This window comes from Myroides odoratimimus, from assembly GCF_030326305.1.
In the GTDB taxonomy this organism is placed as follows: Bacteria; Bacteroidota; Bacteroidia; order Flavobacteriales; family Flavobacteriaceae; genus Flavobacterium; species Flavobacterium odoratimimum_A.
In genome coordinates this window covers 1-540 of the sequence record NZ_JACAKB010000096.1, presented here as the reverse complement: position 1 = coordinate 540, position 540 = coordinate 1, and the positions used below count along the sequence as shown (strand labels likewise).

1 pseudogene is annotated in these 540 nt (G+C 33.3%); it reads left to right on the top strand.

The annotated features are described in order from the left end of the window. Nucleotides 1-540: pseudogene (locus HX049_RS18440) on the top strand (IS5/IS1182 family transposase); the annotation flags it as partial.

The following is a 540-nucleotide window of genomic DNA, read 5'->3' as shown; positions in this document are numbered from 1 at the left end:
AAGCTTCACAATAAGATTATAAAAAAATGCAAGCAAATAGCAGAACAAGAAAACGTAAAAGTCAGACAGACTTATACACAAACTTTAAAGAAATTAGCAACCTTTCAACGCTTTAGAAATCATCCTAAGAATAGTGCAAAAGCAAACAAGGCAGATAGAAAAATAAAAACAATAGCAGGAAGACTTGTAAGAGAATTAGAAAGAAAGTTAGCTCCAAATTCCCTACACCATCCAACATTAGAAATATTTAAAAGAGTATTGTCTCAAAAAAGGAATACAACAGGTAAAATTTATTCCTTACATGAACAAGCAGTATGCTGTATCTCAAAAGGTAAAGAGCATAAGAAATATGAATTTGGGAATAAAGCTTCCTTTGTCAAAACAGACTCAGGAGTAATAGTAGGAGCTCTTGGGTTCCGTAATGAATATGACGGTCATACATTAGAAGCTGCATTAGAACAAGTAAATAGACTAACAGGTAAGGTTCCTAAAGTAGCAAAAGTTGATCGTGGTTATCGAGGCAAAAAGCAAGTAGGTAAC